This window comes from Parashewanella curva (assembly GCF_003675895.1).
Lineage (GTDB): Bacteria > Pseudomonadota > Gammaproteobacteria > Enterobacterales > Shewanellaceae > Parashewanella > Parashewanella curva.
Window position 1 is genome coordinate 1 of the sequence record NZ_ML014969.1, and the last position, 589, is coordinate 589.

Sequence of the window (589 nt, forward strand, 5' to 3'; positions counted from 1 at the left end):
GCAAAGTGCTGGCTAATAGTGGTAGTTTTCATGGTGTTTAACAGGCAAAGACTATTATAAACCACGATCGATTCTGGTTGGCAAACGATCAAACTTAATTGCTTATTTTTGACCCGTTTGCCCTATTAAGTAGCCCAGCCTCAAAGAGTTTGAATTTCTACTTGATATGCTTTCCGTTAGTCTACCGAATTCCACTTGCTGACTTTGCACTTCTAAAAGCTTTCTTTGCAGCTCAAAAGCTAAAGTTCTGGCTAACTCCGTTTTCCCTGTACCAGCGTCACCATAGAGCAAGATATTCTGGCCTGTTAAGCCTTGGTTTATGGCTTCACTTAGATAATCCTTAAGTAATTCTGAATTTACATGCGGAAACTGGCTTAAACTGAATCGGTTCAATGAGCTAAAGGTTAATATTGGAGCTAGAAGCTCTTCTTTTGTCTCCAACTTTGATTCAACTAATAATGGTGCGTATTCCTGCGGATATGATCGCTGATTCCTGCCCATCGTGATCAAGCGTCACATCAGAGCACCAACCTTTATGCATTTTTAGTCTATTTGATCACCATCAGTCAAGATTTCCTCTTTTTTTCGC

The 589-nt window shown here is 40.1% G+C and carries 1 protein-coding gene; it reads right to left on the reverse strand.

All coding sequences use genetic code 11. The annotated features are described in order from the left end of the window. Positions 1 to 102: 102 nt before the first annotated feature. Positions 103 to 441: an AAA family ATPase gene (locus D5018_RS21495; RefSeq protein ID WP_165905160.1), complete on the reverse strand. Its 339-nt coding sequence runs from the start codon at positions 439 to 441 to the stop codon at positions 103 to 105. Positions 442 to 589 lie beyond the last annotated feature (148 nt).